Genomic DNA, 26082 nt, shown 5'->3' on the forward strand with positions numbered 1-26082 from the left:
ATGCCGATTCAGGTTCTGCCGCCGCAGCTCGCGAACCAAATCGCCGCCGGTGAGGTGGTGGAACGCCCTGCGTCGGTGGTGAAGGAGCTGGTTGAAAACAGCCTCGATGCGGGCGCCACCCGCATTGATATTGATATCGAACGCGGCGGCGCAAAGCTCATCCGCATTCGCGACAACGGCTGCGGCATCAAAAAAGAGGAGCTGGCGCTGGCGCTGGCGCGTCATGCCACCAGTAAAATTGCCTCTCTGGATGACCTGGAAGCGATTATCAGCCTCGGTTTTCGCGGCGAAGCGCTGGCCAGTATCAGCTCGGTTTCCCGTTTAACGCTGACCTCCCGCACCGCTGAACAGCAGGAAGCCTGGCAGGCCTACGCTGAAGGGCGGGATATGGACGTGACGGTCAAGCCCGCGGCGCACCCTGTCGGTACCACGCTGGAAGTTCTGGACCTGTTCTACAATACTCCCGCTCGCCGCAAGTTTATGCGTACCGAAAAAACCGAGTTCGGCCATATCGACGAGATCATCCGCCGAATTGCGCTCGCCCGTTTTGACGTCACCATCAACCTCAGCCATAACGGCAAGGTGATGCGCCAGTACCGCGCGGTGGCTGAAGGTGGGCAGAAAGAGCGACGTTTAGGGGCTATCTGCGGGACGCCGTTCCTGGAGCAGGCGCTGGCTATCGAGTGGCAGCACGGCGATCTGGCTTTACGTGGCTGGGTGGCCGATCCAAACGCCAGCAGCGCGGCGTTCTCTGAAATTCAGTATTGCTACGTGAACGGCCGCATGATGCGCGACCGCCTCATTAACCACGCCATTCGCCAGGCCTGTGAAGACAAGCTCGGGGCCGATCAGCAACCGGCCTTTGTGCTTTATCTGGAGATCGACCCGCATCAGGTGGATGTCAACGTCCATCCTGCCAAGCATGAGGTGCGTTTCCATCAGTCGCGCCTGGTGCATGATTTTATCTACCAGGGCGTGCTGAGCGTGCTGCAACAGCAGCTTGAACCCACGCTGCCGCTGGAAAAAGAAGACTCCGCTCCGCGCCCCATTCCGGAAAACCGTGTCGCTGCGGGCCGCAACCATTTTGCGGAGCCAGCCGTCGCGCGTGAACCGGACGCCCCGCGTTTCTCCTCTGCGGGAGCTGCGCCGCGTCCGACGGGCGCGAACTACCCGAACGCTCAGCCCGGCTATCAAAAGCAGCAGGGAGCGCTGTACCGTAAACTGCTGGAAACGCCCGCAGTCGAGCGCAAAGAGCACGTTTCGGTGGCGACACCTTCTCTTGAAGGCCATAGCCAGAGTTTTGGCCGGGTGCTGACGATTATCGCACCGGATATGGCCCTGCTTGAGCGCGACGGCAAACTGCTGCTTCTGGCGCTGCCGGTTGCCGAACGCTGGCTCAAGCAGGCGCAGCTGACACCGGGGGAAAATGCGGCCTGTGCGCAGCCGCTATTGATCCCGGTGCGCCTGAAAATATCCGCTGAAGAAACAAGGGTATTGCAGCGTGCAGAGGCCCAGCTGGCGCAAATGGGCATTGAAATTGTGCTCGAACCACAACATGTGACAATTCGCGCAGTGCCTTTACCCTTACGCCAACAAAATTTACAAAACTTGATTCCTGAACTGATAGGCTACCTGGCGCAGCAAACATCGTTTGAGGCTGCCAACACCGCGCAGTGGATCGCCCGCCATCTGGCCAGCGAACATTCACCGTGGAGTATGGCGCAGGCGATTAGCGTGCTGGCGGAGGTGGAACGCCTCTGCCCACAGCTGGTGAAAGCGCCGCCGGGTGGGTTATTACAACCTGTTGATTTAAAAACGGCGATGATCGCCCTGAAACATGACTGACGTAAGTAAGGCGAGCCTGCCAAAGGCAATTTTTTTAATGGGCCCAACGGCCTCCGGTAAAACGGCGTTAGCCATTGAGCTACGTAAAGTTTTGCCTGTAGAGTTGATTAGCGTCGACTCCGCCCTCATCTACCGAGGGATGGACATCGGCACGGCGAAGCCCGGCGCAGACGAACTGCGTGCGGCACCGCACCGTTTGCTGGACATTCTCGACCCGGCAGAGGCTTACTCCGCAGCGGATTTCCGCCGGGATGCCTTAGCTGAGATGGCCGAGATCACCGCCGCGGGGCGTATACCGCTGTTGGTTGGCGGAACCATGCTTTACTTCAAGGCGCTGCTCGAAGGATTGTCACCATTACCTTCCGCGGACCCTGAAGTGAGAGCAAAGATTGAGCAGCAGGCGGCAGAGCAGGGTTGGGACGTATTGCACATGCAGCTGGCGGAGGTTGACCCGGTTGCGGCAGCGCGGATCCATCCAAATGATCCGCAAAGGCTTTCCCGGGCACTGGAAGTTTTTTTCATTTCGGGTAAAACTTTAACGGAACTGACGCAAACGTCAGGAGACGCTCTGCCGTATCAGGTGCATCAGTTCGCCATCGCCCCGGCGAGCCGTGAACTGCTCCATCAACGAATTGAGCAGCGTTTTCATCAGATGTTGGCTTCAGATTTTGAAGCAGAAGTGCGGGCGCTATTTGCCCGTGGAGATTTGCATACGGATATGCCTTCCGTTCGTTGTGTGGGATACCGCCAGATGTGGTCGTATCTTGAAGGTGAGATTTCATACGATGAAATGGTTTATCGAGGTGTTTGCGCCACGAGACAGTTAGCGAAGCGCCAGATCACCTGGCTGCGCGGTTGGGAGGGAGTTCACTGGTTAGACAGTGAAAAACCGCAACAGGCGTTAAACGAGGTGATTGAGGTTGTTGGTGATATCGCCCACTGAATGTGTACAATTGAGACGTATCGTGCGCAATTTTTCAGAATCGCAAGGTTCTAAGTACAAAACAAGCATATAAGGAAAAGATAGAATGGCTAAGGGGCAATCTTTACAAGATCCGTTCCTGAACGCATTGCGTCGGGAACGTGTTCCAGTTTCTATTTATTTGGTGAATGGTATTAAGCTGCAAGGTCAGATTGAGTCTTTCGATCAGTTCGTGATCCTGTTGAAAAACACGGTCAGCCAGATGGTCTACAAGCACGCTATCTCTACTGTTGTTCCGTCCCGTCCGGTCTCTCATCACAGCAATAACGCTGGCGGCGGCACAGGCAGTAACTACCATCATGGCAGCAACGCGCAGGGTTCTTCAACGCCAGCGCAGGACAGCGACGAGACCGAATAAGGTTTTAGCTGTTATCCACACGGGGAGCCAGGGATCCTGCGTTCCCCGCTGATCTTTTTAGAGAGGTTTACGCTTGTTTGACCGTTATGATGCCGGTGAGCAGGCGGTGCTGGTACACATCTATTTTTCGCAAGACAAAGATATGGAAGACCTCCAGGAGTTTGAATCTCTGGTCTCTTCCGCCGGTGTCGAAGCAATGCAGGTGATTACCGGTAGCCGTAAAGCGCCGCACCCAAAGTATTTTGTTGGTGAAGGTAAAGCAGTAGAAATTGCGGATGCCGTAAAAGCAACCGGCGCGTCAGTCGTGTTGTTTGATCATGCGCTGTCTCCAGCCCAGGAGCGCAACCTGGAAGCTCTCTGCGAATGCCGTGTTATCGATCGCACGGGATTGATTTTAGATATTTTTGCTCAGCGTGCCCGAACCCACGAGGGGAAACTGCAGGTTGAGCTGGCGCAGTTGCGCCATCTGGCGACGCGTCTGGTGCGTGGCTGGACCCACCTTGAAAGACAAAAAGGCGGGATTGGTTTGCGCGGTCCGGGTGAAACCCAGCTCGAAACCGACCGCCGTTTGCTGCGTGGCCGTATTACCCAGATCCTCTCTCGTCTGGAACGTGTAGAGAAACAGCGTGAACAGGGGCGTCGGGCGCGAACCAAAGCCGACATTCCAACGGTGTCGCTGGTGGGCTATACCAACGCCGGTAAATCCACCCTGTTTAACCAGATAACCGAGGCCCAGGTGTATGCCGCAGACCAGCTGTTTGCGACCCTGGACCCGACGCTGCGCCGTATTGACGTTGCAGACGTGGGTGAAACAGTGCTGGCGGATACCGTAGGGTTTATCCGCCATCTGCCGCACGATCTGGTAGCGGCGTTTAAGGCGACGTTGCAGGAGACGCGTCAGGCGACCCTGCTGCTGCACGTGATTGATGCGGCTGACGTACGCGTGCAGGAGAACATCGACGCGGTGAACGTGGTGCTGGAAGAAATAGACGCCCACGAAATTCCCACGCTGTTGGTGATGAATAAGATCGATATGCTGGAAGATTTCGAACCGCGTATCGACCGTGATGAAGAGAACAAACCGATACGGGTCTGGCTTTCTGCTCAGGCCGGTGTTGGTGTGCCACTGCTTTTCCAGGCTTTGACAGAACGTCTTTCCGGTGAGGTAGCTCAGCACACGCTGCGACTGCCGCCACAGGAAGGCAGGCTGCGCAGCCGGTTTTATCAGCTTCAGGCGATAGAAAAAGAGTGGATGGAGGATGACGGCAGCGTGGGGATGCAGGTGCGTATGCCGATCGTTGACTGGCGTCGCCTCTGTAAACAAGAACCTGCGCTGGCGGACTATATCGTCTGATCAGAAAGGGGAAGCCTGAAAAATTCGCCCTTGCATAACAAATATGGAGCATATACATGGCGTGGAATCAGCCCGGTAATAACGGACAAGACCGCGACCCGTGGGGAAGCAGCAATAATCAAGGCGGCAACTCTGGGGGAAATGGCAACAAAGGTGGTCGCGAGCAGGGGCCGCCGGATCTGGATGATATCTTCCGCAAGCTGAGCAAAAAGCTTGGTGGTCTTGGCGGAGGAAAAGGTTCTGGTTCGGGTGGCAGTTCCAGCCAGGGACCGCGCCCGCAATTAGGTGGCCGCCTGGTGGGCATCGTTGCTGCCGGGCTGGTGATCGTCTGGGCAGCCAGCGGGTTCTACACCATTAAAGAAGCAGAACGCGGCGTGGTCACCCGTTTCGGTAAGTTCAGCCATCTGGTTGAGCCGGGCCTGAACTGGAAACCGACCTTCATTGACGACGTCACTGCTGTCAACGTGGAGTCCGTCCGTGAACTGGCGGCTTCCGGCGTGATGCTGACGTCTGACGAGAACGTGGTGCGCGTTGAAATGAACGTGCAGTACCGCGTGACCGATCCAGAACGTTATCTGTTTAGCGTGACCAGCGCGGATGACAGCCTGCGTCAGGCGACCGACAGCGCCCTGCGTGGTGTGATCGGCAAATACACTATGGACCGCATTCTGACCGAGGGTCGTACCGTTATTCGTAGCGATACCCAGCGCGAGCTGGAAGAGACCATTCGTCCGTACAACATGGGTATCACCCTGCTGGACGTCAACTTCCAGGCTGCGCGTCCGCCGGAAGAGGTAAAAGCCGCGTTTGATGATGCGATTGCTGCCCGTGAAAACGAACAGCAGTACATCCGTGAAGCAGAAGCGTACACCAACGAAGTGCAGCCGCGTGCTAACGGTCAGGCGCAGCGTATTCTTGAAGAGGCGCGTGCGTATAAGACCCAGACCATCCTGGAAGCTCAGGGTGAAGTGGCTCGCTTCGCGCGCATCCTGCCGGAATACAAAGCCGCACCGGAAATTACCCGCGAGCGTCTGTATATCGAGACCATGGAAAAAGTGCTGAGCCACACCCGCAAAGTGTTGGTTAACGACAGCAAAGGTGGAAACCTGATGGTTCTGCCGCTGGATCAGATGCTGAAAGGCGGTTCTGCACCGGCAGCGAAAGACACCAGCGGAGCGAACAACCTGCTGCGTCTGCCGCCAGCCTCATCAGGCAGCTCCAGCGCGAACACAACGCCTTCTTCGAACGATGGTGACATTATGGACCAACGCCGTGCTAACGCACAGCGTAACGACTACCAGCGTCAGGGGGAATAAGGATGCGTAAGTCAGTTATTGCGATCGTCGTCATCGTACTGGTCGTGCTGTATACCTCGATCTTTGTGGTGAAAGAGGGCGAGCGTGGGATCAAATTCCAGTTCAGCAGCGTCGTGCGTGACAGTGACAAACGTCCGGTCATTTATGAGCCGGGCCTGCACTTCAAGGTGCCGTTTATTCAGTCAGTGAAAACGCTGGATGCGCGTATCCAGACCATGGATAACCAGGCTGACCGTTTCGTGACCAAAGAGAAGAAAGACCTGATCGTTGATTCTTATATCAAATGGCGCATCAGCGATTTCAGCCGCTACTTCCTGGCAACGGGCGGCGGTGACGTTTCTCAGGCGGAAGTGCTGCTGAAACGTAAGTTCTCTGACCGTCTGCGCTCCGAGATTGGTCGTCTGGATGTGAAAGACATCGTGACCGACTCCCGCGGTCGTCTGACCCTGGAAGTGCGCGATGCGCTGAACTCCGGTACAGCGGGCACCGAAGACGAAGTGGAAACGCCAGCAGCGGATGACGCGATTGCTAAAGCCGCTGAACGCGTTCAGGCTGAAACCAACGGTAAAGTGCCGGTGATCAACCCGAACAGTATGGCAGCGCTGGGTATCGAAGTGGTTGACGTGCGTATCAAGCAGATCAACCTGCCAGCTGAAGTGTCCGAGGCGATCTACAACCGTATGCGCGCCGAGCGTGAAGCGGTAGCCCGTCGTCACCGTTCACAGGGTCAGGAAGAAGCTGAAAAACTGCGTGCGGCAGCGGACTATGAAGTGACCAAGACGCTGGCGGAATCTGAGCGTCAGGGCCGTATCCTGCGCGGTGAAGGCGATGCGGAAGCCGCGAAGCTGTTCGCCGATGCCTTCAGCCAGGATCCAGACTTCTACGCCTTTATCCGTAGCCTGCGCGCTTACGAGAACAGCTTTAAGAGCAACCAGGACGTGATGGTGCTCAGCCCGGACAGCGATTTCTTCCGTTATATGAAGACGCCGACCAACGCAACGCGATAAACTCAGGCTCGTTTGAGTATTCAAACCACCGCTCCCAACGGAGCGGTGGTTTTCTTTTATAAGGATGAAAAATGAATTCAACGATCTGGCTCGCGCTGGCCCTGGTTCTGGTGCTGGAAGGCCTCGGCCCGATGCTCTATCCGCGCGCATGGCGTCGTATGATCGCGACCATGAGCCAGCTGCCGGACAATATTTTGCGTCGTTTCGGCGGTGGACTTGTGGTTGCCGGTATCGTTATCTACTACATGTTGAGGAAAACGATTGGCTGATCAAAAACTAGCCGCAATTGGCATATTTTAGGGTCAAAAAGTGCTGTATATCTGAAAAAGCGATGGTAGAATCCATTTTTAAGCAAACGGTGATTTTGAAAAAAATGGGTAACAACGTCGTCGTACTGGGCACCCAATGGGGTGACGAAGGTAAAGGGAAGATTGTTGATCTTCTGACTGAACGGGCTAAATATGTTGTACGCTACCAGGGCGGTCACAACGCAGGCCATACTCTCGTAATCAACGGTGAAAAAACCGTCCTCCATCTTATTCCATCAGGCATTCTTCGCGATAACGTCACCAGCATCATCGGTAACGGCGTTGTGCTGTCTCCTGCTGCGCTGATGAAAGAGATGAAAGGTCTGGAAGACCGTGGTATCCCTGTTCGTGAGCGTCTGCTGCTCTCCGAAGCCTGCCCGCTGATCCTGGACTATCACGTGGCGCTGGACGTGGCGCGTGAAAAAGCGCGTGGCGCGAAAGCGATCGGCACCACCGGTCGTGGCATCGGCCCGGCATATGAAGATAAAGTTGCACGTCGCGGTCTGCGCGTCGGTGACCTCTTCGACAAAGCGACCTTCGCTGAAAAACTGAAAGAAGTGATGGAATATCACAACTTCCAGCTGGTGAATTTCTACAAAGCTGACGCTGTTGACTACCAGAAAGTGCTGGATGACGTCATGGCGATTGCAGACATTCTGACCGGTATGGTTGTTGATGTGTCCGATCTGCTGGACCAGGCGCGCAAGCGTGGCGATTTCGTCATGTTCGAAGGTGCGCAGGGTACGCTGCTGGACATCGACCACGGTACCTATCCGTACGTAACCTCCTCGAACACCACCGCGGGTGGCGTGGCGACCGGCTCCGGCCTGGGTCCACGTTATGTGGATTACGTTCTGGGTATCATCAAGGCGTACTCCACTCGCGTGGGTGCGGGTCCATTCCCGACCGAACTGTTTGATGAAACCGGCGAGTTCCTGTGCAAGCAGGGTAACGAGTTTGGCGCGACCACCGGTCGTCGTCGTCGTACCGGCTGGCTGGACGCGGTTGCAGTGCGTCGCGCAGTGCAGATCAACTCCCTGTCTGGCTTCTGCCTGACCAAGCTGGACGTGCTGGACGGCCTGAAAGAAGTGAAAATCTGCGTAGGCTACCGCATGCCGGATGGCCGCGAAGTGACCACCACTCCGCTGGCCGCTGACGACTGGGAAGGCATCGAGCCAATCTACGAAACCATGCCGGGCTGGTCTGAGACCACCTTCGGTGTGAAAGAGCGTAGCGGCCTGCCGCAGGCGGCGCTGGATTACATCAAGCGCATTGAAGAACTGACCGAAGTGCCGATCGATATTATTTCTACCGGCCCGGATCGTACTGAAACGATGATCCTGCGCGACCCGTTCGACGCATAATCTTCGTGACTGCTGGCCTGCGGGGAGACCCGCAGGCCGGATAAGCGTAGCGCCAACCGGCGACCGCTCCTGGATCTCCGCTTTTTCGCCCCGTCTGTCAAATAAATTAGCCCCTAACTATCTGGCTGGTTTATCATCATTAATGAATATCTCTGCGGTTTAACCGCGTTTTCCCTTTTTCCTGAGGTTGATGTGCAGTTAACAAGTTTCACCGATTACGGCTTACGCGCGCTGATTTACATGGCGTCGTTACCCGAAGGGAAGATGACCAGTATCTCTGAAGTGACAGAGGTATACGGTGTATCCCGTAATCATATGGTCAAAATAATCAATCAACTTAGCCGTGCCGGATACGTTGCTGCCGTCCGCGGGAAGAATGGAGGGATCCGTCTTGGCAAACCGGCACAGAGCATTCGTATCGGGGATGTGGTACGCGAGCTGGAGCCTTTGTCTCTGGTGAACTGCAGCAGCGAGTTCTGCCACATTACGCCCGCTTGCCGCCTGAAACAGGCGCTTTCTAAGGCCGTGCAAAGTTTTCTCAAGGAACTGGATAACTACACGCTGGCCGATTTGGTTGAAGAGAATCAACCGCTTTATAAATTATTGCTGGTGGAATGAAGAAAATTTCCACCGGAGCTGACAACGGAGGAACCGACATGTCACAAGATCCTTTCCAGGAACGCGAAGCCGAAAAATACGCGAATCCTATCCCCAGCCGCGAGTTCATCATTGAACACTTAACAAAACGCGAAAAACCCGCCAATCGTGAAGAACTTGCCGTTGAATTAAATATTGAAGGTGAAGAGCAAATTGAAGCCCTTCGCCGCCGCCTGCGCGCGATGGAGCGCGACGGTCAACTGGTCTTTACCCGCCGCCAGTGCTACGCGCTGCCAGAACGCCTCGACCTGCTGAAAGGCACCGTGATTGGTCACCGTGACGGCTTTGGCTTCCTGCGCGTGGAAGGCCGTAAAGACGACCTGTATCTCTCATCCGAACAGATGAAAATGTGCATCCACGGCGACCAGATCCTGGCGCAGCCGCTGGGCGCTGACCGTAAAGGCCGCCGCGAAGCGCGCGTGGTTCGCGTGCTGGTGCCGAAAACCAGCCAGATTGTGGGCCGCTACTTTACCGACGCGGGCGTGGGCTTTGTGGTGCCGGACGACAGCCGTCTGAGCTTCGACATTCTGATCCCACCTGAAGAGGTGATGGGCGCGCGAATGGGCTTTGTGGTGGTGGTAGAACTCACCCAGCGTCCGACCCGCCGCACCAAAGCGGTTGGGAAAATCGTCGAAGTGCTGGGCGATAATATGGGCACCGGGATGGCCGTTGATATGGCGCTGCGCACGCATGAGATCCCGTACGTCTGGCCGAAAGCGGTCGAAGAGCAGATCGAAAACCTGCGTGAAGAAGTGCCGGAAGAGTCCAAAGCGGGCCGTGTGGATCTGCGCTCCCTGCCGCTGGTCACCATTGATGGTGAAGACGCCCGCGACTTCGATGATGCCGTCTACTGCGAGAAAAAGCGCGGCGGCGGCTGGCGTCTGTGGGTGGCTATCGCTGACGTAAGCTACTACGTTCGTCCGCACACGCCGCTGGATAACGAAGCGCGCAGCCGCGGTACGTCGGTCTATTTCCCGTCTCAGGTTGTACCGATGCTGCCGGAAGTGCTCTCCAACGGCCTGTGCTCCCTGAACCCGCAGGTTGACCGCCTCTGTATGGTTTGTGAGATGACCATCTCCAACAAAGGGCGCTTAACGGGTTATAAATTCTACGAAGCGGTAATGAGCTCGCACGCGCGTCTGACCTATACCAAGGTCTGGCATATGCTGCAGGGCGACCAGGACCTTCGCGAGCAGTACGCGCCGCTGGTTAAGCATATTGAAGAGCTGCATAACCTCTACAAAACGCTGGATCAGGCGCGCGAAGAGCGCGGCGGGATCTCGTTTGAGAGCGAAGAAGCGAAGTTCATCTTCAACGCAGAACGTCGTATTGAGCGTATCGAACAGACCCAGCGTAACGATGCGCACAAGCTGATTGAAGAGTGTATGATCCTGGCGAACATCTCGGCGGCGCGTTTCGTTGAGAAAGCGAAAGAGCCTGCGCTGTTCCGTATTCACGATAAGCCGTCGACGGAAGCCATTACTGCGTTCCGCTCCGTGCTGGCTGAACTCGGTCTGGAGCTGCCGGGCGGTAACAAGCCTGAGCCGCGCGATTACGCCGAACTGCTGGAATCCATTGGCGACCGTCCTGACGCAGAAATGCTGCAGACGATGCTGCTGCGCTCCATGAAGCAGGCGATTTACGATCCGGAAAACCGGGGCCACTTCGGCCTGGCGCTGCAGTCTTACGCGCACTTTACCTCGCCGATCCGTCGCTATCCTGACCTGTCCCTGCACCGCGCGATCAAGTATCTGCTGGCGCAGGAGCAGGGCCATAAAGGGAACACCACCGAAACCGGCGGTTACCACTACTCGATGGAAGAGATGCTGCAGCTGGGCCAGCACTGCTCCATGACCGAACGCCGTGCTGATGAAGCCACGCGCGACGTGGCGGACTGGCTGAAGTGTGACTTTATGCTGGACCAGGTGGGCAACGTCTTTAAAGGCGTGATTGCCAGCGTCACCGGCTTTGGTTTCTTCGTTCGTCTGGACGAGCTGTTTATCGACGGCCTGGTGCACGTCTCCAGCCTGGATAACGACTACTACCGCTTCGACCAGGTCGGCCAGCGTCTGATTGGCGAATCTGGCGGCCAGACCTACCGTCTGGGCGATCGCGTGGAAGTGAAGGTGGAAGCCGTGAACATGGACGACCGTAAAATCGACTTCAGCCTGATCTCCAGCGAGCGCGCGCCGCGTAACGTGGGTAAAACCGAGCGTGAAAGGGCGAAAAAAGGCGGAAACGGCAAAGCGAGCGGTAAACGTCGCCAGGCAGGCAAGAAGGTAAACTTCGAGCCGGACAGCGCGTTCCGCGGCGAGAAAAAACAGAAGCCAAAGGCGGCGAAGAAAGAGGCTCGCTCAGCGAAAAAGCCTTCCGCGAAGACGCAGAAAATTGCTGCCGCCACCAAAGCGAAGCGCGCAGCCAAGAAAAAGCAGGCGGAATAATTCTCCCCTCACCCTGACCCTCTCCCCAACCGGGAGAGGGGAAATACTTATTACGAGAACCATCAATGAGTGAAATGATTTACGGCATCCACGCGGTGCAGGCCCTTCTCGAGCGCGCACCGGAGCGTTTTCAGGAAGTGTTTATTCTGAAAGGGCGTGAAGACAAACGTCTGATGCCGCTGATCCACGCGCTGGAAGCGCAGGGCGTGGTGATCCAGCTGGCGAACCGCCAGTTCCTGGATGAGAAAAGCGAAGGTGCGGTGCACCAGGGGATCATTGCCCGCGTGAAGCCGGGCCGTCAGTATCAGGAAAACGATCTGCCGGATCTGATTGCCGCGCTGGATAACCCGTTCTTCCTGATCCTCGATGGCGTAACCGATCCGCATAACCTCGGCGCGTGCCTGCGCAGCGCGGATGCGGCGGGCGTGCACGCAGTGATCGTACCGAAAGATCGCTCTGCTCAACTGAACGCGACGGCGAAGAAAGTGGCCTGCGGCGCGGCGGAAAACGTTCCGCTGATCCGCGTGACCAACCTGGCGCGCACCATGCGTCTGCTGCAGGAAGAGAATATCTGGATCGTCGGTACCGCGGGCGAAGCGGATCATACCCTGTACCAGAGCAAAATGACCGGCCGCCTGGCGCTGGTGATGGGTGCGGAAGGTGAAGGCATGCGTCGTCTGACGCGCGAGCACTGCGACGAGCTGATTAGCATCCCGATGGCGGGCAGCGTGTCGTCTCTGAACGTTTCCGTTGCGACGGGTATCTGCCTGTTTGAAGCGGTGCGTCAGCGCGGAGAATAAACAGTAAGGCCGTCCAAAGGACGGCCTTTTGTGTTTTCTCCCTCTCCCCGTGGGAGAGGGCCGAGGTGAGGCCACCAGATGGTGACAACCTCACTCCTCTAACGATCGCAAATGGTCATCCTTCCTCAGCGTCATCAGCGCGAAAATACTCACCACCGCCGTTGCCATCACGTAGTACGCCGGAATATCCAGGTTGCCCGTCTCTTTAATCAGCCCGGTAATAATTAGCCCCGCGCAGCCCGAGAAGATCGCGTTCGACAAGGAATAGGCCAGCCCCAGCCCCGTATAACGCACGCGCGTCGGGAACATTTCAGACAGCATCGCTGGCCCTGGCCCTGCCAGCATCCCCACCAGGCCGCCCGCAATCAACACCACAATCGCTTTGACGGCCAGCGTGCCGGACTCCGCCTGCAAAATTTTCAGCAGCGGCAGGGCGAGGACCAGCAGCAGCGCGGTGGCGATAATCATCACCGTGCGGCGGCCAATCCTGTCACTCAGGATCCCGGCCGGGATAATCGTCAGCGCAAAACCGATGTTCGAAATCACCGCGATCAGCAGCGCCTGGTTAAAGCCGGTGTGCAGAGCTGACTGCAGATAGGTTGGCATAATCACCAGATAGGTATACCCCGCTGCGGACCAGACCATCACGCGGCCAATGCCCATCAGGATGATTTTGAACGTGGCGGAGGTGCTGGCCCGAGCGACAGCCGGTTTTTCCTGCTGCTGCACAAAGCTCGGCGTCTCTTCCATGCTCACCCGCAGCCATAGCGCGACCGCGCCCATCGGCAGGGCAAGGAAGAACGGAATGCGCCAGCCCCAGTCGTGCAGGGCTTCAGGGGGGAGGAGGGCAGAGAGCAGCGCGACAATACCTGCGCCCGCTAGCAGCCCGAGCGCCACGGTAAAGGACTGCCACGCGCCGTACAGGCCGCGCTTGCCGCGCGGGGCGAACTCCGTCATCAGCGAGACCGCACCGCCGTACTCGCCGCCCGCGAACAGGCCCTGCAGGATGCGCAGCAGCGTAACGATCAGCGGCGCAGCAATGCCCATGCTGGCGTAGACGGGCACGATGCCGATGGCCGTGGTGGCGAGCGTCATCAGCACCAGCACAATAATCAGCGTCGGTTTTCGGCCAATCCTGTCGCCCATGCGGCCAAATACCACCGCACCCAGCGGACGGAAGAAGAAGGCGATGGCAAACGAGGCCCAGGTGAGGATCAGACTGGTCAGCCCCGCCTCTCCCTCAAGCTGGAAGAAGTTCTTCGCAATCACGGTCGCCAGAAAACCGTAGACCGCAAACTCATACCACTCGATAAAATTACCAATGGAGCCTGCAATTAATGCTCGCTTGTGCGCATCCTGTTGCATAACGATCCTCACAAAGACGGGTTAAGAATAAATTATTCAGCATAAGCGGAGTAATGAAATAGTTTATTCTTATGTTCTGTGAGCTATTTCACGAATGATATCAGCGGGATCGCCATCATGTGACTTCACTCCCATGCAGCGTTCATGCGGTCTGTCCATACTTACCTTCATTGCCACTGAAGGAGGGAGACAGCATGCACTGGCAGACCCATACCGTTTTTAATCAACCAGCCCCACTCTCTAACAGCAACCTTTTTCTCTCTGACTGCGCCCTGCGCGACGCGGTTGCGCGCGAGGGTGCCGAGTGGGATATGGATCTTCTTGCCAGCATCGGACAGCAGTTAGGCACGGCGGAGTCGCTGGAGCTGGGCAGGCTGGCGAACGTCAATCCGCCGGAGCTATTACGCTACGACCCCACGGGAGAGCGGCTGGATGACGTCCGCTTTCATCCGGCATGGCACCTGCTGATGCAGGGGCTCTGCGCCAACCGGGTACATAATCTGGCTTGGGAGGAAGAGGCACGAAAAGGGTCTTTCGTCGCCAGGGCCGCGCGCTTCGTGCTCCATGCTCAGGTAGAAGCGGGGACGTTATGCCCGGTGACCATGACCTTTGCCGCCACGCCGCTGTTGCAGCAGTCGCTGCCCAAACCGTTTCATGAATGGTTAACGCCGCTGATGAGCGACCGTTACGATCCCCATCTTGCGCCGGGTGGGCAAAAGCGCGGCCTGCTGATCGGCATGGGAATGACGGAAAAGCAGGGCGGCTCGGACGTGCTCAGCAACACCACCAGAGCGGAAAAATGTAGCGACGGCAGCTACCGGCTGGTGGGCCACAAGTGGTTTTTCTCCGTGCCGCAGAGCGATGCGCATCTGGTGCTGGCGCAGGCGAAAGGCGGTTTGTCCTGCTTCTTTGTTCCGCGTTTCTTACCCGACGGACAGCGCAACGCCGTGCGCCTTGAGCGTCTGAAAGACAAGCTCGGCAACCGCTCCAACGCCAGCAGCGAGGCGGAGTTCCTTGATGCCTCCGGCTGGCTGCTGGGTGAAGAGGGAGAAGGCGTGCGGCAAATCCTGAAGATGGGCGGGTTGACGCGCTTCGACTGTGCGCTGGGCAGCCACGGGCTAATGCGCCGGGCGCTCTCCGTGGCGCTGTACCACGCCCATCAGCGTCAGACCTTCGGCAAAAATCTTATCGACCAGCCGCTAATGCGTGAAGTGCTGAGCCGTATGGCGCTGGTGCTGGAAGGGCACACGGCGCTGCTGTTCCGTCTGGCCCGGGCGTGGGACAACCGCACCGACCCGCAGGAGGCCGCCTGGGCGCGGCTTTTTACCCCGGCTGCAAAATTCAGCGTGTGCAAAGCGGGCATTCCGTTTGTGGCGGAGGCGATGGAGGCCCTCGGCGGCGTCGGGTACTGCGAGGAGAATGAACTTCCACGCCTGTATCGCGAGATGCCGGTAAACAGCATTTGGGAAGGATCGGGCAATATCATGTGTCTGGACGTGCTGCGCGTGCTGGCAAAGCAGCCAGGGATCCACGATCTGCTCGCCGACGAGTTTGCCCAGGTCAAAGGGCAGGACAGACACTTTGACCGCAGCTGGCGGCAGCTTCAGCAAAAGCTGCGTAAACCGCAGGAGGCGCAGGGGAGGGAGATCGCGCAGCAGCTCTTTTTGCTGGGGGCCGGAAGCCAGATGCTGCGGCACGCATCGCCGCCCGTGGCGCAGGCGTGGTGCCGCATGATGCTGGATACCCGTGGCGGTACGCTCATGAATGAGCAGGTGCAAAGCGATCTGCTGCTGCGCGCCACGGGCAGGGTTGGCTAGCGTTTAAGCTGGAACAGGCTCACCAGTTGGGTAAGGTGTGATCCTTTTTCGCGCAGCGTGCGTGCGGTTTGCTCGCTGCGTGAGATACGGTCGGCATTGATATGCGACGCTTCGCCAATGTGGGTCATGGCGAGATTGACCTGGCCGATCCCAGCGGACTGCTCGCGTGACGCGTGGTTAATCTCCGTGACCAGCTGGCTGATATTGTCGATATGAACGATGATGGAATCCATCGCCAGACGCGTCTGTTCAGACAGCGCGTGGCCTTCGCCCACTTTTCGCAGCGTATCGCCAATCAGCTGTTCAATCTCCTTCACCGCGTTGGCGCTTCGACCTGCCAGGGCGCGAACTTCCTGCGCGACCACCGCAAACCCTTTTCCATGCTCGCCAGCGCGTGCCGCTTCTACCGCCGCATTCAGCGCCAGAATATTGGTCTGGAACGCGATGGACTCGATCACGCGGGTGATGTCTTCGATACGTTTTGACGCTTCGCGAATGTCGTCCATCGTGGCAACCGCATGGGTTACCGTTTCACCACCCTGATGAACCGCGCGCGATGTTTCACCTACCAGCTGCTGCGTTTGCTCCATGTTGGCGGCATTTTGCTGCACGGTCGCGGCCAGCTGCTCCATGCTGGCGGAGGTCTCTTCAACGCTGCTGGCCTGCTTGTTGATCTGTTCGGAGATGTCTCCGGTATCGGAGGCCAGCGCATTGGTGCCCAGATGGATCTCGCCCGCGGCCTCGCGGACCTGCAGGACAATTTTTTGTAGCCCATCGCCGATACCGTTAATGGCTTCAACCAGTTGGCCAACCTCATCCTGACGGGTGACGGGCAGGCTGGAGCGTAAATCGCCCGCGGCATACTGGCGGGCAAGGTCAATCACGTTACGCAGCGGACGGGTCAGCATCCGACGAATGAGCACTACAAAGAGGCCCGCGAAAAGGACAGACAACGCTACGCCGGCCAGCAGGAAACGGTCGCGCATGGCGTTAACGCTCGAGAGGAGGACTGATTTATCCACTTCACCGACGATGGTCCAGTTCCAGCCGGGCAGCGGCGTATAGGCCATTTTAAGCGTGCGGCCGTCGTCGCTTATGCGTTCCAGCGTGCCTGAGGAATCGCTCAGCAATTGCTGTTGGGTGGCGCTATCCCACTTCGGCTGTTTTCCCTCTTCGCTGGGGTGGAACAGATACTGACCGCGCGTTTTGCCGTTGCTGCGGTCCAGCACAAAGAAGTGCCCGCTCTCGCCCAGGCGGCGGTTGAGGATTTTCTCGCGCATGACGTTCCAGGAGTGAGTGATATCCACCCCCACGAAGATGATCCCAATGACCTTGCCTTCACTATCCTTCACGGGCTGATACTGGGTGATGTAGCGTTTGCCAAACAGGAGCGCCAGGCCGCGGTACACCTCGCCTTTCGTGACGGAAGCAAATGCCGGGCTGCTCGCGTCCAGAACGGTTCCCATGGCGCGATCGCCATTCTCTTTGCGCAGGGAAGTGGCAACGCGGATGAAGTCGTTACCGCTGCGAACAAACAGCGTAGAGATCGCTCCTGTACGGCTCAGAAAGTCATCAGAAAAGGTTGTATTTTCATGGAGTTCAGCGTCGCCGCCTTTCAGCAGGGGAACGGTGAGCCCGTTAATAGTCCGGGTCTGCTGAGTATCGACGCTAAACGGCTGGGGCAGAAATGTCGTAAACAACCTGGTATAGCTTTCGACTTCTTCGCTCAGGCTGGTATTAAACATCTGTACCATGTCGACCATACCGGTGGACTGATTATGCAGATCTTCGACCGCGAGGGCTTCAAGCTGCTGGCTGGCTTTTTGGCTGAGCAGGAAAGTGAAAAGCAGAAACAGCGTGGCGACGCTGACGCCCGTCAGCAGCGACAGCTTTGTTCCAAGGCCCGCACGGCGGAAAAAATTGATCATAAATTGCTCATCATTGAAAAGGTATGGTTCTTCAACGGCAGAGCGGAGATTACGTTTACTGAATTAATGTAACAAAATGTTATTTTATTGTTTTAGAGTGGTTTTAAAATAGATAAAAAATTTGCAAAAACGAAAAGCCACTAAAAATAAGTGGCTTTTATCAGGTAGGATTTATACGTAGAGAATGGCCTGTACCCGCCACTGGTCGATATGGTTATCTTCCTGCATCTGGATGATGCGATACCATGACGCGCCCTGTTCATCGGCCTTTAATGCCACGATACGTTCAACGTCTTGCGGGCTCCCCGGAATGTTATTGACGGAGATTTGGCCTATTTCATTCAGACCTGTTACGCAATCCGCACTGGCGAATTCTGCTGACTGCGCGGTGGTGCTCACAAGGCCTGCTGAGAGCAACAGAGAGGTCAAAGCAAGAGTTCGTTTCATCGTCAGCTCCATTTCACATATTTCCGGTATCCGCCGGGCAATCCTTCGCGAATAAACTCCCATTCCTTGTCGCTGGCATGGAGTTTATTGTGGACAGGAAAATGTCTATGGACGCAAAGCAGTGTAAATGTCGTTCAAAGGTAAACCATTATTTCCGGTACAAAATGGCTTGTGAATACCACTGTCCCGTTATGATGGTTTCGTCGATCATAATAATGACGTAATAATCTGCTTTGGCGGCGACGGCTTGTGCCTTTATTGCGTCTTCTGCGTCATCCGGCGAACCGCGAACCAGCGCGGAGACGGTGCCCATTCGCTGTAATCCTTCCGTCTGATTACGACGAATCTCCTGCGGATGATCGGCAACCGGGGGAGCGGGTTGCGGTGTACCCTGCAGTGCGCTACAGCCGCTGAGCAGAAACACCAGCAATAAAGCAGCAAACCTGTGCATAACCATATCTCGTTTCCTGTTAGCCATAGTGTAGTTGTCTGCGAATTTAGTTTTGGGGGAATGTTCCCGAAGTGTTATCTGGGACGTAATTTTCGAATGAAAATAGCGTCAAACCGTAATCCAGTTCTCAACATTATGAATCATTCATTCGTACAGGGTCGACAATGATTGAAATTGAAATACGCCATCTCGGTGAACATGAAATTCTACACGCTGTGCCGGCAGGGAAACGTGATAAACCGCTACCTGTTGTGGTTTTTTATCATGGGTTTACCTCATCGAAGCTGGTTTACAGTTATTTTGCGGTGGCGCTGGCGCAGGCGGGTTTTCGCGTGGTGATGCCGGATGCGCCCGACCACGGCGCGCGCTTCACGGGCGATGAACATGCGCGGCTTGGGCAGTTTTGGCACATTCTGCACGGCAGCCTGACCGAGTTTGCCGGGTTGCGCGATGCGCTCTATGAGGCAGGGCTGGTGGCCGACACTCGGCTGGCGGTGGCCGGGGCGTCGATGGGCGGTATGACGGCGCTGGGGATTATGACGCATCATCCTGAGGTGAGGTCTGTCGCCTGTCTGATGGGCTCTGGCTATTTTACCTCGCTGGCGAAGACGCTTTTCCCCCCTCAGGATTTAACGGAAATTACGGCGATGCTGGCAGAGTGGGAAGTGACCCGGGCATTGCCGCGCCTGGCCGATCGCCCGCTGCTGCTGTGGCACGGTGATGCGGACGATGTGGTCCCGCCCGATGGAACCTTCCGCCTGCAGCAGGCGTTAAAGAATGAAGGGCTGGACGGTAACCTGACCTGTTTGTGGGAATCCGGCGTCCGCCACCGCATCACGCCAGCGGCGCTGGACGCTACGGTGGCGTTTTTCCGCCAGCACCTTTAAACGCGGAGAACTTTGACGCCCTGATCTTCCAGCTTCTGTAGGATCTCGGGGTTCGCCCCTTTGCCGGTGATCACCATGTCGATCTGTTCTGCGCGGCTGAACAGCATGCCTGCGCGTTCACCGACTTTGCTGCTGTCGACCAGCACAACGAGCTTGCCCACGACGTTGAGCATGTTTTGTTCCGCCATCGCGGTCAGCATATCGGTTTTATACAGGCCGTCAGCGGTCAGGCCTTTGCCGCTGGTAAACATCCAGTGCCCGGCGTAGAGACTGTTTTCGCTGTCCTGAGGGCTGAGCGTGATGGACTGGCTTTTGTTGTACTGGCCGCCCATGATCACGACACTCTCATGTTCCTGATCGATCAGGTAGTTAGCCAGCGGCAAATAGTTGGTGATGATTTGCACCGGCTTGCCGCACATCTCGCGACCCAGCAAAAACGCCGTTGAGCCGCAGTTGATGACGACGCTCTCACCGGGGTTCACCAGCTGCGAGGCCGCTCTGGCAATCCGAACCTTTTCATCGTGATTCTGGGCCTGATGAATATTCATCGGCGACCAGCGTGGACGCTGCTGGCTGATGGCTTCCGCGCCGTTGCGGACTTTTTTCAGCTTGCCGCTCTCATCCAGCTTGTTGATGTCTCGCCGCGCGGTGGCGGGTGAGATCCCTAAACGTTCGATCACTTTCTCGACGGTGATAAACCCTGTTTGCGCCAGGAGTTCCAGTAAAATTTGATGCCGTTGCGCTTCCGTCATGAGCTATTCCGATAAGAATTGATTTGAAAAGATGATATTTGAAATAGCGTGAAATTACTAAAATAAATATGAAATCGCCAGACACAGGGTCTGGCGATGTGGCCTCACAATCAGAGGAAGGACTTGAACGGGAGATCTGGCTCAATGGTGAAGCAATCATCGAAGCCGCGCGGGTAGTGATACTCGAGATTGTCTTTGTCCAGAGGCCAGGTGAACTTGCCGCCAACCTGCCAGATAAAGGGCTTGAAGCCGTACTTCAGGCGGTCTTTTTTCATCTCCCACAGCACGCGGATTTCCTGCGGATCGGCCTGGAAGTTTGACCAGATATCGTGGTGGAACGGGATCACCACTTTGGTGTTCAACGCTTCCGCCATGCGCAGCATATCGGCGCTGGTCATTTTGTCTGTAATACCGCGCGGGTTTTCGCCGTACGAGCCCAGCGCCACGTCAATCTGATGTTCGTTGCCGTGCTTCGCGTAATAGTTGGAGTAGTGGGAATCACCGCTGTGATACAGGGAGCCGCCCGGCGTTTTGAACAGGTAGTTCACCGCGCGCTCGTCCATACCATCCGGCAGCACGCCCGCGGCTTTCTGATCGGCCGGCAGGGTAATCAGCGCGGTACGGTCAAAGGCATCCAGCGCGTGGATTTCAATGTCTTTAATTTTCACCACGTCGCCAGGCTTCATCACGATGCAGCGCTCTTTCGGCACACCCCAGCCGATCCAGAGATCTACGCAGGTCTGCGGCCCAATGAACGGCACGTCGTCCGCGCAGTTTTGCATCACCGCTGCCGCCACGTTCACGTCAATATGGTCGTTGTGATCGTGGGTAGAGAGAACGGCGTCGATCTGACGAATGGCAAAAGGATCAAGCACAAACGGCGTGGTGCGCAGGTTCGGCTGCAGTTTTTCCACGCCGGCCATACGCTGCATCTGGTGGCCTTTTTTCATCAGCGGGTTACCGTGGCTCTGTTTGCCGGTGCCGCACCAGAAATCGACGCAGATATTGGCACCGCCCTCTGATTTCAGCCAGATACCGGTACAGCCCAGCCACCACATTGCAAACGTGCCAGGAGCAACCTGTTCCTGCTCAATCTCTTCGTTCAGCCAGCTACCCCACTCAGGGAATGTGCTCAGAATCCATGATTCACGGGTGATGGTTTTCACTTTACTCATCGTTTTGACTCCTGGGTTTAATCAAAAGTAATCACATGGTGATTTGTTGTGATTAATGCTGGCACCATTTGACGCGCTTTGCAATGGTAAAAATGAGGAATTTTATCTGCGCGACTTCACGGACTCTCCGCTATTTACTTGTTAGATTATCCTGTATTAAACATTAATTTGATGAATTATAAGGATTAATTTATTTTCGTGGTGCGGTAGTGAAAATCATTACTAACAGCGTGGAAATAAATTGCGTGATGCGTCACAAATAATCAAATGCAATCTTGTGGTGATTATTTGTGATTAATAGAGTGATGGCACCAACCGCACAGGGATTGCCCCTCGTGTTCTCATTTCTGGAGAGAGTTATGGAGATCCTCTACAACGTCTTTACCGTTTTCTTTAATCAGGTAATGACCAACGCCCCGCTATTGCTGGGTATCGTGACGTGCCTGGGGTACATCCTGCTGCGCAAAAGCGTCAGCGTGATTATTAAAGGCACCATCAAAACCATTATCGGTTTCATGCTGTTGCAGGCGGGGTCAGGCATTCTGACCAGCACGTTTAAGCCAGTTGTCGCCAAAATGTCGGAAGTGTATGGCATTAACGGGGCTATCTCTGATACCTACGCCTCAATGATGGCGACCATCGATCGCATGGGCGATGCCTATAGCTGGGTGGGGTATGCGGTGCTGCTCGCGCTGGCGCTCAACATTATCTATGTTCTGCTGCGCCGCATTACCGGTATTCGCACCATCATGCTCACCGGGCACATCATGTTCCAGCAGGCGGGACTGATCGCGGTTTCTCTCTATATCTTTGGTTACCCGATGTGGACCACGATTATCTGCACCGCCGTGCTGGTCTCGCTCTACTGGGGTATCACGTCCAACATGATGTACAAGCCAACGCAGATAGTAACCGACGGCTGCGGCTTCTCCATCGGTCACCAGCAGCAGTTTGCCGCCTGGCTTGCTTATAAAGTCGCGCCGTATCTGGGTAAAAAAGAAGAGAGCGTTGAAGACCTTAAGCTGCCTGGCTGGCTCAATATTTTCCACGACAACATCGTCTCAACGGCGATTGTGATGACCCTCTTCTTCGGCGCCATTCTGCTCTCTTTCGGCATTGACGTCGTGCAGGCGATGGCGGGTAAAACCCACTGGACGGTCTATATCCTGCAGACCGGTTTCTCCTTCGCGGTAGCGATTTTCATCATCACTCAGGGCGTGCGTATGTTCGTCGCCGAGCTGTCGGAAGCCTTCAACGGCATCTCCCAGCGCCTGATCCCTGGTGCGGTACTGGCGATTGACTGTGCGGCTATCTATAGCTTTGCGCCAAACGCCGTCGTCTGGGGCTTTATGTGGGGCACCATCGGCCAGCTGATTGCGGTGGGCATCCTGGTGGGCTGCGGCTCCTCAATCCTGATTATTCCTGGCTTTATCCCGATGTTCTTCTCCAACGCCACTATCGGCGTGTTTGCGAACCACTTCGGCGGCTGGCGCGCGGCGCTCAAGATCTGCCTGGTGATGGGCATGGTGGAAATCTTCGGGTGCGTGTGGGCAGTCAAGCTCACCGGTATGAGCGCCTGGATGGGCATGGCGGACTGGTCAATTCTGGCCCCGCCGATGATGCAGGGCTTTGCCTCCGTCGGGCTGGTCTTTATGGCCGTCATCATCCTGATTGCTCTGGCTTATATGTTCTTCGCTGGCCGTTCGCTGCGAGCAGAAGAAGATGCAGAAAAACAAACAGCAGAAGTTTCTGCTCACTAAGGAGTTTCGATTATGACCGTACGTATCCTGGCTGTGTGTGGCAATGGGCAAGGTAGCTCCATGATCATGAAGATGAAAGTGGACCAGTTTTTAACCCAGTCAAACATCGACCACACGGTGAACAGCTGCGCAGTGGGTGAATACAAAAGTGAACTGAACGGCGCGGACATCATCATCGCTTCAACTCACATTGCCGGCGAGATTAGCGTGTCGGGCAACAAATATGTGGTAGGCGTACGCAACATGCTGTCGCCTGCGGATTTCGGGCCAAAACTGCTGGAAGTGATCAAAGAACACTTCCCACAAGACGTGAAGTAAGGACGCCACATGAAACTACGTGATTCGCTGGCAGAAAATAACTCCATCCTTTTACAGGCCGACGCCAGCACCTGGCAGGAAGCGGTGAAGCTGAGCGTGGATCTGCTGGTTAAGGCGGACGTTGTCGAGCCGCGCTATTACCAGGCCATTCTGGATGGCGTGGCGCAGCACGGCCCCTATTTCGTGATTGCGCCGGGCCTGGCGATGCCGCACGGCCGCCCGGAAGAGGGCGTCAAGAAAACCGGTTTTGCGCTGGTGACCCTGAAAACGCCGCTGGTGTTCAACCACGAAGATAACGACCCGGTCGACATTCTCATCACCATGGCAGCCGTTGATGCCAACACCCATCAGGAGGTGGGCATCATGCAGATCGTCAACCTGTTTGATGACGAAGCCAATTTTGATCGTTTACGCGCCTGCCGCACCGCGCAGGACGTGCTGGATTTAATTGATAACGCCACTGCGGCGGCCGTTTAAGAGGAATTGAACATGTCATTACCAATGTTGCAAGTTGCGCTGGATAACCAGACGCTCTCTCACGCTTACGAAACCACCCGCCTGATTGCGGAAGAGGTGGACATCATCGAAGTGGGGACCATTCTGTGCGTGGGCGAAGGCGTGCGCGCCGTTCGTGACCTGAAGGCGCTCTATCCGCACAAAATCGTGCTGGCGGATGCCAAAATTGCCGACGCAGGCAAAATCCTTTCCCGCATGTGCTTTGAAGCCAACGCCGACTGGGTCACCGTGATCTGCTGTGCGGATATCAACACCGCCAAAGGCGCGCTGGACGTGGCAAAAGAGTTTAACGGCGACGTGCAGATTGAACTGACCGGTTTCTGGACCTGGGAGCAGGCGCAGGAGTGGCGCGAAGCGGGCATCCAGCAGGTGGTGTATCACCGCAGCCGTGATGCGCAGGCCGCAGGCGTGGCGTGGGGCGACGCGGATATCAGCGCAATTAAGCGTCTGGCGGATATGGGCTTTAAAGTCACCGTCACCGGTGGCCTGGCGCTGGAAGATCTGCCGCTGTTCCAGGGCATCCCGATTCACGTCTTTATCGCTGGCCGCAGCATTCGCGACGCGGCCTCTCCGGTGGAAGCGGCGCGTCAGTTCAAACGCTCAATCGCTCAGCTTTGGGGCTAAGGAGCGGGTATGTTGTCAAAACAGGTCCCGCTTGGCATCTATGAAAAGGCACTCCCTGCGGGGGAGTGCTGGCTGGAGCGGTTACGGCTGGCAAAACAGCTGGGTTTCGATTTTGTCGAAATGTCCGTGGATGAAACAAACGAGCGACTCTCTCGCCTGGACTGGAGCCGCGAGCAGCGTCTGGCGTTGGTGAGCGCCATTGCCGAGACCGGCGTGCGCGTCCCGTCCATGTGTCTGAGCGCTCATCGTCGTTTCCCGCTGGGAAGTGAAGATGATGCCGTGCGCGCTGAAGGGCTGGAGATCATGCGCACAGCCATTCGTTTTGCGCAGGATGTCGGCATCCGCGTGATCCAGCTGGCGGGTTACGACGTTTACTATCAGGAAGCCAACGACGAAACGCGCCGTCGTTTCCGTGACGGCCTGAAAGAGAGCGTTGAGATGGCAAGCCGCGCGCAGGTCACGCTGGCGATGGAGATCATGGACTACCCGTTGATGAACTCCATCAGCAAGGCGCTGGGCTATGCGCACTATCTGAATAACCCCTGGTTCCAGCTTTACCCGGATATCGGCAACCTGTCGGCCTGGGATAACGACGTGCAGATGGAGCTGCAGGCGGGCATCGGGCATATCGTGGCGGTGCACGTTAAAGATACCCGTCCTGGCGTGTTTAAAAACGTGCCGTTCGGCACCGGGGTGGTGGATTTCGAACGGTGCTTCGAGACGCTCAAGCAGACAGGGTATTGCGGGCCTTACCTGATTGAGATGTGGAGCGAAACGTCAGACGACCCGGCTGCGGAAGTGGCAAAAGCGCGGGACTGGGTGCGCGAGCGGATGGCGCGGGCGGGTTTGCTGGAGGTTGAACATGCTTAAGCTGAAACAGCAGGTCTTTGAGGCCAATATGGATCTGCCGCGCTATGGCCTGGTAACGTTCACCTGGGGCAACGTGAGCGCCATCGACCGCGAACAAGGTCTGGTTGTGATCAAGCCGAGCGGCGTGGCGTATGAGACCATGAAAGCGGACGATATGGTGGTGGTCGACCTCGAAGGAAACGTCGTTGAGGGTAAATGGCGTCCTTCTTCAGATACGGCGACCCATCTGGCGCTGTACCAGCGTTATCCGTCGCTGGGTGGTATTGTCCACACCCACTCCACGCACGCCACCGCCTGGGCACAGGCGGGGCTGCCTGTCCCGGCGCTGGGCACGACGCATGCGGACTACTTCTTCGGCGACATTCCCTGCACGCGGGCATTAACGCAGGCTGAAGTAGAAGGGGAGTACGAACGCAACACCGGCAAGGTGATTATCGAAACGCTGGGTGAAACGGAACCGCTGCATACGCCGGGGATTGTGGTGTACCAGCACGGTCCGTTCTCCTGGGGTAAAGATGCTCACGACGCGGTACACAATGCTGTCGTGATGGAGGAGGTGGCTAAAATGGCGTGGATTGCCCGCGACATTAATCCACAGCTTCAGGGCATTGACGATTACCTGATGAACAAGCATTTCATGCGCAAGCACGGCCCGAATGCCTACTACGGGCAAAAGTGAATAAGTGCTCTGGAATACCGAAAACAGTTGTAACCGGTGGTATTCCGGAGCCATTCACAAA

At 56.5% G+C, this 26082-nt stretch carries 25 protein-coding genes; 19 read left to right on the forward strand and 6 right to left on the reverse strand.

Features of this window, described 5'->3' with window-relative positions:
* From mutL to rlmB, 11 genes are all read left to right on the forward strand, one after another.
* Entirely contained in the window at positions 1-1845 is a 1845-nt protein-coding gene (mutL, locus tag UTO39_RS16275) for a DNA mismatch repair endonuclease MutL (protein WP_320727575.1), read from the forward strand.
* The gene (miaA, locus tag UTO39_RS16280) at positions 1838-2788 is read left to right on the forward strand and encodes a tRNA (adenosine(37)-N6)-dimethylallyltransferase MiaA (protein WP_320727576.1); all 951 of its coding nucleotides are present in this window, start codon (positions 1838-1840) and stop codon (positions 2786-2788) included. Before mutL ends, miaA begins: the two co-directional genes overlap by 8 nt.
* 85 nt (positions 2789-2873) lie before the next feature.
* Complete coding sequence (hfq, locus tag UTO39_RS16285) at positions 2874-3185, forward strand: RNA chaperone Hfq (RefSeq protein WP_008502919.1); 312 nt, start codon at positions 2874-2876, stop codon at positions 3183-3185.
* Positions 3186-3258: 73 nt separating this feature from the next.
* Positions 3259-4539 carry a ribosome rescue GTPase HflX gene (gene hflX / locus UTO39_RS16290; RefSeq protein WP_151412992.1) on the forward strand — a complete coding sequence of 427 codons (1281 nt, stop codon included), beginning with the start codon at positions 3259-3261 and terminating at the stop codon, positions 4537-4539.
* A 56-nt stretch (positions 4540-4595) separates the two neighbouring features.
* Positions 4596-5855 carry an FtsH protease activity modulator HflK gene (hflK, locus tag UTO39_RS16295; RefSeq protein WP_028015254.1) on the forward strand — a complete coding sequence of 420 codons (1260 nt, stop codon included), beginning with the start codon at positions 4596-4598 and terminating at the stop codon, positions 5853-5855.
* A 2-nt stretch (positions 5856-5857) separates the two neighbouring features.
* Complete coding sequence (gene hflC, locus UTO39_RS16300) at positions 5858-6862, forward strand: protease modulator HflC (RefSeq protein WP_061099477.1); 1005 nt, start codon at positions 5858-5860, stop codon at positions 6860-6862.
* 71 nt (positions 6863-6933) lie between these two features.
* The gene (locus tag UTO39_RS16305; protein WP_003855996.1) at positions 6934-7131 is read left to right on the forward strand and encodes a DUF2065 domain-containing protein; all 198 of its coding nucleotides are present in this window, start codon (positions 6934-6936) and stop codon (positions 7129-7131) included.
* 104 nt (positions 7132-7235) lie between these two features.
* Positions 7236-8534, forward strand: a complete 1299-nt coding sequence (locus tag UTO39_RS16310) for an adenylosuccinate synthase (RefSeq protein WP_024907332.1) — start codon at positions 7236-7238, stop codon at positions 8532-8534.
* 192 nt (positions 8535-8726) lie between these two features.
* Positions 8727-9152 (forward strand): nitric oxide-sensing transcriptional repressor NsrR, encoded by a 426-nt coding sequence (gene nsrR, locus UTO39_RS16315; protein WP_061099476.1) that lies wholly within the window; start codon positions 8727-8729, stop codon positions 9150-9152.
* Positions 9153-9190: 38 nt separating this feature from the next.
* Positions 9191-11632 (forward strand): ribonuclease R, encoded by a 2442-nt coding sequence (gene rnr / locus UTO39_RS16320; protein ID WP_061099475.1) that lies wholly within the window; start codon positions 9191-9193, stop codon positions 11630-11632.
* Positions 11633-11697: 65 nt separating this feature from the next.
* On the forward strand, positions 11698-12432 hold the full coding sequence (rlmB, locus tag UTO39_RS16325; protein ID WP_061099474.1) for a 23S rRNA (guanosine(2251)-2'-O)-methyltransferase RlmB: 735 nt from the start codon (positions 11698-11700) through the stop codon (positions 12430-12432).
* A gap of 90 nt (positions 12433-12522) precedes the next feature.
* On the opposite strand, the gene UTO39_RS16330 is transcribed toward rlmB, so the two are convergent.
* Positions 12523-13797, reverse strand: a complete 1275-nt coding sequence (locus tag UTO39_RS16330) for an MFS transporter (protein ID WP_320727577.1) — start codon at positions 13795-13797, stop codon at positions 12523-12525.
* A 194-nt stretch (positions 13798-13991) separates the two neighbouring features.
* Between UTO39_RS16330 and UTO39_RS16335 the strand changes: the two genes are divergently transcribed.
* Positions 13992-15614, forward strand: a complete 1623-nt coding sequence (locus UTO39_RS16335; RefSeq protein WP_048998725.1) for an isovaleryl-CoA dehydrogenase — start codon at positions 13992-13994, stop codon at positions 15612-15614.
* Here the strand turns inward: UTO39_RS16335 and UTO39_RS16340 are convergent.
* The 3 genes from UTO39_RS16340 to bsmA all read right to left on the reverse strand — a co-directional run bounded on the left by UTO39_RS16340 (position 15611) and on the right by bsmA (position 18467).
* The gene (locus UTO39_RS16340) at positions 15611-17542 is read right to left on the reverse strand and encodes a Cache 3/Cache 2 fusion domain-containing protein (RefSeq protein ID WP_320727578.1); all 1932 of its coding nucleotides are present in this window, start codon (positions 17540-17542) and stop codon (positions 15611-15613) included. The genes UTO39_RS16335 and UTO39_RS16340 overlap by 4 nt on opposite strands.
* A gap of 171 nt (positions 17543-17713) precedes the next feature.
* Positions 17714-18001, reverse strand: a complete 288-nt coding sequence (gene yjfN, locus UTO39_RS16345) for a DUF1471 family protease activator YjfN (RefSeq protein ID WP_032644956.1) — start codon at positions 17999-18001, stop codon at positions 17714-17716.
* A 136-nt stretch (positions 18002-18137) separates the two neighbouring features.
* Positions 18138-18467, reverse strand: coding sequence for a biofilm peroxide resistance protein BsmA (gene bsmA, locus UTO39_RS16350; RefSeq protein WP_028015263.1), 330 nt, complete (start codon positions 18465-18467; stop codon positions 18138-18140).
* 137 nt (positions 18468-18604) lie between these two features.
* On the opposite strand from bsmA, the gene yjfP reads away from it, so the two are divergent.
* Positions 18605-19327 (forward strand): esterase, encoded by a 723-nt coding sequence (gene yjfP / locus UTO39_RS16355; protein WP_320727579.1) that lies wholly within the window; start codon positions 18605-18607, stop codon positions 19325-19327.
* Here the strand turns inward: yjfP and ulaR are convergent.
* Positions 19324-20079, reverse strand: coding sequence for an HTH-type transcriptional regulator UlaR (gene ulaR, locus UTO39_RS16360; RefSeq protein ID WP_024907324.1), 756 nt, complete (start codon positions 20077-20079; stop codon positions 19324-19326). The two genes, yjfP and ulaR, sit on opposite strands and share 4 nt — an antisense overlap.
* A gap of 110 nt (positions 20080-20189) precedes the next feature.
* Positions 20190-21254, reverse strand: a complete 1065-nt coding sequence (ulaG, locus tag UTO39_RS16365) for an L-ascorbate 6-phosphate lactonase (protein ID WP_006810379.1) — start codon at positions 21252-21254, stop codon at positions 20190-20192.
* Between the two features lie 359 nt (positions 21255-21613).
* Here ulaG and ulaA point away from each other — a divergent pair, with 359 nt between their 5' ends.
* From ulaA to UTO39_RS16395, 6 genes are read left to right on the forward strand one after another with little or no spacing between them, the layout of a single operon-like run.
* Positions 21614-23014 carry a PTS ascorbate transporter subunit IIC gene (gene ulaA / locus UTO39_RS16370; RefSeq protein ID WP_061099469.1) on the forward strand — a complete coding sequence of 467 codons (1401 nt, stop codon included), beginning with the start codon at positions 21614-21616 and terminating at the stop codon, positions 23012-23014.
* A 12-nt stretch (positions 23015-23026) separates the two neighbouring features.
* A complete protein-coding gene (gene ulaB, locus UTO39_RS16375) occupies positions 23027-23332 on the forward strand; it encodes a PTS ascorbate transporter subunit IIB (protein ID WP_003856022.1) in 306 nt (101 codons plus the stop codon).
* A gap of 9 nt (positions 23333-23341) precedes the next feature.
* Complete coding sequence (gene ulaC, locus UTO39_RS16380) at positions 23342-23809, forward strand: PTS ascorbate transporter subunit IIA (RefSeq protein WP_061099468.1); 468 nt, start codon at positions 23342-23344, stop codon at positions 23807-23809.
* A 12-nt stretch (positions 23810-23821) separates the two neighbouring features.
* A complete protein-coding gene (gene ulaD, locus UTO39_RS16385) occupies positions 23822-24472 on the forward strand; it encodes a 3-keto-L-gulonate-6-phosphate decarboxylase UlaD (protein WP_061099467.1) in 651 nt (216 codons plus the stop codon).
* A 9-nt stretch (positions 24473-24481) separates the two neighbouring features.
* The gene (locus tag UTO39_RS16390; protein WP_320727580.1) at positions 24482-25342 is read left to right on the forward strand and encodes an L-ribulose-5-phosphate 3-epimerase; all 861 of its coding nucleotides are present in this window, start codon (positions 24482-24484) and stop codon (positions 25340-25342) included.
* Entirely contained in the window at positions 25335-26021 is a 687-nt protein-coding gene (locus tag UTO39_RS16395; protein ID WP_320727581.1) for an L-ribulose-5-phosphate 4-epimerase, read from the forward strand. Before UTO39_RS16390 ends, UTO39_RS16395 begins: the two co-directional genes overlap by 8 nt.
* Positions 26022-26082: the final 61 nt, after the last annotated feature.

The organism is Enterobacter sp. 118C5 (genome assembly GCF_034107645.1).
GTDB lineage: Bacteria > Pseudomonadota > Gammaproteobacteria > Enterobacterales > Enterobacteriaceae > Enterobacter > Enterobacter nematophilus.